Annotated in this window: 4 protein-coding genes and 2 pseudogenes; 5 read left to right on the forward strand and 1 reads right to left on the reverse strand. The window is 44.4% G+C overall.

The window, feature by feature from the left end:
* The first annotated feature begins 306 nt into the window (after nucleotides 1–306).
* Nucleotides 307–1,029, forward strand: a pseudogene (locus QT996_RS28000) (IS1 family transposase).
* A 42-nt stretch (nucleotides 1,030–1,071) separates the two neighbouring features.
* On the opposite strand, the pseudogene QT996_RS28005 reads toward QT996_RS28000, so the two are convergent.
* Nucleotides 1,072–1,236, reverse strand: a pseudogene (locus tag QT996_RS28005) (DUF433 domain-containing protein); the annotation flags it as partial.
* Nucleotides 1,237–1,460: 224 nt separating this feature from the next.
* Between QT996_RS28005 and QT996_RS28010 the strand changes: the two are divergent.
* The 4 genes from QT996_RS28010 to QT996_RS28025 all read left to right on the forward strand — a co-directional run bounded on the left by QT996_RS28010 (nucleotide 1,461) and on the right by QT996_RS28025 (nucleotide 5,479).
* Nucleotides 1,461–2,576, forward strand: a complete 1,116-nt coding sequence (locus QT996_RS28010) for an SPFH domain-containing protein (RefSeq protein WP_333050731.1) — start codon at nucleotides 1,461–1,463, stop codon at nucleotides 2,574–2,576.
* 391 nt (nucleotides 2,577–2,967) lie between these two features.
* Nucleotides 2,968–3,285 (forward strand): YkvA family protein, encoded by a 318-nt coding sequence (locus QT996_RS28015; protein ID WP_333050732.1) that lies wholly within the window; start codon nucleotides 2,968–2,970, stop codon nucleotides 3,283–3,285.
* 143 nt (nucleotides 3,286–3,428) lie between these two features.
* Nucleotides 3,429–4,469: a UDP-3-O-(3-hydroxymyristoyl)glucosamine N-acyltransferase gene (gene lpxD, locus QT996_RS28020; RefSeq protein ID WP_333050733.1), complete on the forward strand. Its 1,041-nt coding sequence runs from the start codon at nucleotides 3,429–3,431 to the stop codon at nucleotides 4,467–4,469.
* Between the two features lie 92 nt (nucleotides 4,470–4,561).
* The gene (locus tag QT996_RS28025) at nucleotides 4,562–5,479 is read left to right on the forward strand and encodes a CPBP family glutamic-type intramembrane protease (RefSeq protein WP_333050735.1); all 918 of its coding nucleotides are present in this window, start codon (nucleotides 4,562–4,564) and stop codon (nucleotides 5,477–5,479) included.
* The last annotated feature ends 22 nt before the right edge of the window (nucleotides 5,480–5,501 follow it).

Raw genomic sequence — 5,501 nt, forward strand, 5'->3', positions numbered from 1 at the left:
CGTCATTGGTTTTCTCACTGGATGGTCTTGGATTTTACATTCTTTATCTCTATCACATCTTTAAAAAAATGGTATAACGCCACACTCGCCTTAAATTCAACACAAATCCTGGGTAGTGATAAATATGTAGTGTAATTTAATTACAGTAATTGAACCCATAGGATAATTTTATAGCTCACGTAATCAAATTTTGTGCTTTTAATATTTCTTTACGCGCTCGAATGTAGAGTGAGTTACACTTATGCTATCACAAGTAACTCTTGCTGGGATTCTTGATGTTTGCCAACATTAATTTAGTCATATAATCTGCTATTTTCACGACCATATTGCCCTGATTGTGGTTCAAATAACATAGTTAAAAAGGGTAGAATTTACGATAAAAAACCATCACAAAAATGTCAGAGTTGCGGCCGCCCATTGGTAGAGAACCCTAGCAAGAAAGTAATTAGCTCACCAGCAAAAAAATTAATCGCTCGACTTCTTTGGGAGAAGATTTATTTGGCTGGTATAGCCAGGAGAAAGGCGTGTTTCTCAAAAATGCTTACAGGATTACGTAAATAATAAATATGCCTCAATCGAACGCAGAGTAAAGGTTAAATCTAAAAAAAAAGTCAGATTGAAGGTTGAATTTGACGAAATGTGAACATTGGTAGATGACCCACAAAATAAGCAATTGGTGTGGTTAGCAATGGATAGAGAGACCAGAGAAATTATTGGTGTTTATGTTGGGATCGTAGCGAAGAAGGAGCAAAACAATTATGGAATTCTCTACCTCCTGTATATCGACCATGTGCTGTTTGCTATACAGATTTTTGGGCTGCCTATGCTTGTATTTTTCCAAGCAAACGCCCTCAGCCAGTTGGTAAAGATAGTGGAAAAACTAATCCTATTGAAATATTCAATAATACTTGGCACCAACGTGTTTCTCGTCTCGTAATAAAAACTCTTTCCTTTTCTAAAAAAATAGAAAACCATATTGGTGCTATTTGGTATGTGATCCATCATTATAATTATACGTTGAGGCAATAAATATTCACTCACTACATATTTACTACTACCAAAAATTTGAGCTAATTTCAGATGAGGTAAGTGCATCGGAATTTCTTCAGGAGTAATACCTAAACGCCATAATTCTACAATCGCACGAACCGAAGTTCTCGTTCCTGCGATAATGGGTCCCCCTTGCAAGATTTCAGGGTGACGTGCGACATAACGCGAAGCAGATTGTGTAGTCATGAGAGATTAACGGGACACATTAATCTTGATTATAAATTACCCTACGAACGGCATTTCGATCGCCCCCACCATCAACTAGATGCAAACTCGATCCAGTCCGGCCTGAATCGCGGGGAATCCAGAAGTATAGAATAGAGGTTGCGGAACCGGCACACCGCCCGATCGCTCGCCCTCAGCAATTTGTTACCCTAAAAGTAGAATCGAACCTCCCTCAACTCCCTCCCATGAACAACGCTTCTCCCCTGATTCAAACGATAACTCCAGAACGCTGGGCCGGGTTTAGTATGGACTTTATAGGGGCGGGTTACACGGGTTTGTTGGTCAAAAACGGCCGCGCCGTGCGTACCCTGAAATCCGGGCGGCATTTCAGCTTCGCCCTTCCCCTGCTGGAACAGTGTCAAATTGTCCTCGTAGACACCAAACTCCGCAATTTGGATGTACAGTCACACGGAGATTTTTTATCTAAGGATCGATTTTTAATTGATGCCACTCTGACTGTTATTTATCAAGTTATAGATCCCAAACGAGTAGCTTTGGAATTGTCCGAGCCTCTAGCTGTTTTAGCAAGTGCAGTTAAGGATTGTATGGGATTAGCGATCGGGCAAATACCCCTACAACAGCTTATTAGTCAAGGACGGCTGTTGCTGCGCCAAAATTTGCTCGATCGCGTCCAAGATTTTTATACCCTAGGCTTTAACTTAGAAGACGTGCGAATTGGCGATGTCAGCTTTCCCGAAACTAACGGAGTTATTCGCCAAGTTGAGGGAATGAGTGCCCGACAGGAAGCAGAAAATGCCGCCGCCCTGCAAATGAGAATTGCCGAAGCAGGCCGTCCGATTGTTCCTCAATCTCCCGTACAGCAGTTAAACTTAATTTCAGGTAATTCTCCTGCGAGTCTTCCAGCTTCAGACACAGCAGCAGGGTTCGATCGAGATTTACAACAACTAACACAACAACTTGCTCAAAACAGCCTTCCTGCTGGGAGAAATCCTCCCCAACTTGCACCGACGGTACTCGCAAGCAGCGATCGCAAAACAACCGCATATTTAATCTACAAACTTTCTGGAGAGGCGATCGCCCTAACAGCCAATCCCTTTACAATTGGACGCGAACCAACCAACACTTTAGTATTACAAGATCCGCAAAGTTCGCGCTACCACGCTCAAATCCGCCGGGCTAATGACGAAATTGGCAAACAGCGATATCAACTTGTCGATAGTGGCAGTTCCAACGGCACTTTTGTAGGGGGGCAGAGGCTGGCGGCTAACGAGCCTTTTTGGCTGCCAAATGGCTGCGAAATTGCGATCGGCGACCAAAAATGGATCTTTCAAAATTCGTGAGTCAGAGAGATGAAGATTTGTTTAAACAGCAAATAAACACAGATGAATCCCATCGGCGTTCATCTGTGTTTATCTGCTGACATCTGCGGTTGAAAAATCTCAATTTAAGTAAGTTGATTTAATCACTCCATACACGTAATAGATAAAGATGGTTTTAAACCACAGATAAACGCAGATAAATACAGATTAATTCCATCGGCTTTCATCTTTCAGGTTTGTGTAGGGGCGTTGTCAAGAGTCCCCGCCCTTCCGACACAGCTTGACAACTTCTCCCTCCTCAATTCCCAATACTCCCAGGTAGAATTCTCTTGCCAACCCTAGGGGGGATATCTCCACAAGCATTTCGAGCGAGAATTTGTCAAGATTGAAAATATAAGTAGAGGACAAGCGCATGAACTTTTCTATACAATCTGTTTACAACTGGTACCGCGAGACGCTCCGCAACCCCAAGTACCGCTGGTGGATTATTCTCGGAACCCTGGCATATCTCATAAGCCCGATCGACATAGCCCCGGATTTCCTGCCAGTCATCGGTCAAATTGACGATGTGGCAATTGCTGTGCTGCTGATTTCCGAAATTTCGCAAATGTCGATCGACTACTTTAAATCTCGCCAAACAGAGACAGCTTCAGCATCCGAAGCCACCGGTGCCAATTATTCTGAAGCCAAAGGCAGCACCGTTGACGTAGATGCAGTTTCTGTAAAATAATTGCCAAAAATAATCGAGCGCTACAACCCCGACTTCTTCAAGAAACCGGGGTTTTTGTTTTTTAAATGGCAACTGCTGAGATCGTGCTCCAAACCTGGTATTTTTAACTATGATCGATCTGTGTTAACAACAAATTTTTATAGATGAAGTTTAGCGAAATAGTACAAAAACTTAACTTGGCCACCAGTCGCACTTTCACAGCGTGGGTGGCTACCGATCCAGAAATTACAGGCGCGGCCCCTGTCGATGAAGCTGCATCGGGCACAATCAGTTACATAGAAGGTGCTAAATTTGCCGTTCATACAGCCACTACAAATGCTTCGGCTTTAATTTTACCCTTAGATGAAAGCCTCCAAGCTCAATGTACCGATCGCAACATTGCTTGGATTGCCGCAGCAGATCCGCGATTACTGTTTGCTGAAACGATCGCCATTTTCTATCAACCGTTTCGCCCAGCATCCGAAATTAATCCCTCAGCCGTCGTTCACCCCTCAGCAGAAATTGGTGAAAATGTCTATATCGGCCCCCACGCCGTTATTCAAGCAAAAGTCAAAATTGGCAGCAACGTTTGCATTCATCCAAATGTCGTAATTTACCCAGATGCGGAAATAGGCGAAGGCACTGTTTTACACGCTAATTGTGTCATTCACGAACGTACTCGCATCGGAGCAAATTGCGTGATTCACAGCGGTGCGGCGATCGGCAGCGAAGGTTTTGGGTTTGTGCCGACAGCCACAGGATGGGTGAAAATGGAGCAGTCTGGCTGCACTGTACTAGAAGAGGGCGTTGAGGTTGGCTGCAACAGCACGATCGACAGGCCCGCTGTCGGAGAAACCCGCATCGGCCAAAATACAAAAATCGACAATTTAGTACACGTAGGTCACGGCTGTCAAGTAGGAAAAAATTGCGCGTTTGCTGCTCACGTTGGCATGGCCGGCGGAGTAAAAATTGGCAACAATGTAATTTTGGCAGGTCAAGTGGGAATTGCCAATCAAGCCAAAATCGGAGATGGGGCGATCGCCACTGCTAAAGCCGGAATTCACAGCGATGTTGCACCAGGGGCGATCGTGACGGGAGTTCCAGCAATTCCCCACAAACTATTTCTCAAAGCCGCAGCCGTCTACAACCGCTTGCCCGAAATGTACCAGTCTCTGAGGCAAATTCAGCGCAAGCTCGATCGGTAGTCATTAGTTATTAGTCATTAGTCATTAGTTAAGAATTAACAGTCAACAGCCAACAGCCAACAGTCAACAGTATTATAGTTGCAACCCATTAAATGTGGAATAGTATAACTAACCTGCGACTGCTGTCGCCGTCAATACCAGCAATTGTCAAAATAATCTTGTTTTTCTCAACTTGGATTGTTGTGTGGCTTCCCGCAGCGATTTTGCTGGCGATCGCCCTCAAATGGCATCCACCCCAACCCCTGGGAAACAAAAAACTACCTTTACTAGCTTCCCTCTACGTGATTGTCCCCTTCATTTTATGGGCGACAAGTTGGATCGAAAGCACATCTTTTATTAACTGGGGTTGGGATTGGCAACCCGCAGTTTTGATATCATTAATGCGGGGATTAGGATTAGGAATAATCAGCTTAGTAATTTTATTCGGTCTGCAATTAACCGCAGGCTGGATCGAGCTAAAAAAAAGCGAAAATTCCACAGAAATAGGCGAAGAAAAAATTAATTTTTGGACTTTAATCATTAACCCTGCTAGTCTGCTGACTCTGTTATTAGCACTGTGGATTAGCGCCACAGAAGAGTTAATCTTTCGTGGCTGCTTGCAAACGATACTCCAGCAAGATTACTCAATGCTAATCGCAGCCGCGATCGCCAGTTTTATTTTCGCGATCGCCCACCTAATTTGGGCAGCCAAAGAAACTCTACCGCAACTGCCCGGATTGTGGCTGATGGGGATGGTTTTAACATTAGCCCGCATCGCCGACAATGGCAGTTTAGGATTGGCGATCGGCATTCACGCAGCTTGGATTTGGGGTATAACAACCGTAGATACAGAAGGCGCAATTAATCCGACAGGCCGCGCACCGGAATGGATTACAGGAATAGCAGCAAAACCGCTAGCAGGTGCAGCCGGAATTCTGTTATTGCTAGCAACAGCAGCCGTACTGTTCTTAATTAAAAATAAAACCCACATTCCGCAGGTAGCACGATGGTCGGGGAATTTTTTCAATTGAGAAGGCACAGCAGCTCAAGAGA

This window comes from Microcoleus sp. S13C4 (assembly GCF_036700865.1).
Classification (GTDB): Bacteria; Cyanobacteriota; Cyanobacteriia; order Cyanobacteriales; family Microcoleaceae; genus Microcoleus.

Excerpts from the sequence above, each read along its gene's own strand:
- QT996_RS28010 (WP_333050731.1), top strand. The coding sequence starts at position 1,461 with ATGAACAACGCTTCTCCCCTGATTCAAACGATAACTCCAGAACGCTGG.
- QT996_RS28015 (WP_333050732.1), top strand. The coding sequence starts at position 2,968 with ATGAACTTTTCTATACAATCTGTTTACAACTGGTACCGCGAGACGCTC.
- lpxD (WP_333050733.1), top strand. The coding sequence starts at position 3,429 with ATGAAGTTTAGCGAAATAGTACAAAAACTTAACTTGGCCACCAGTCGC.
- QT996_RS28025 (WP_333050735.1), top strand. The coding sequence starts at position 4,562 with ATGTGGAATAGTATAACTAACCTGCGACTGCTGTCGCCGTCAATACCA.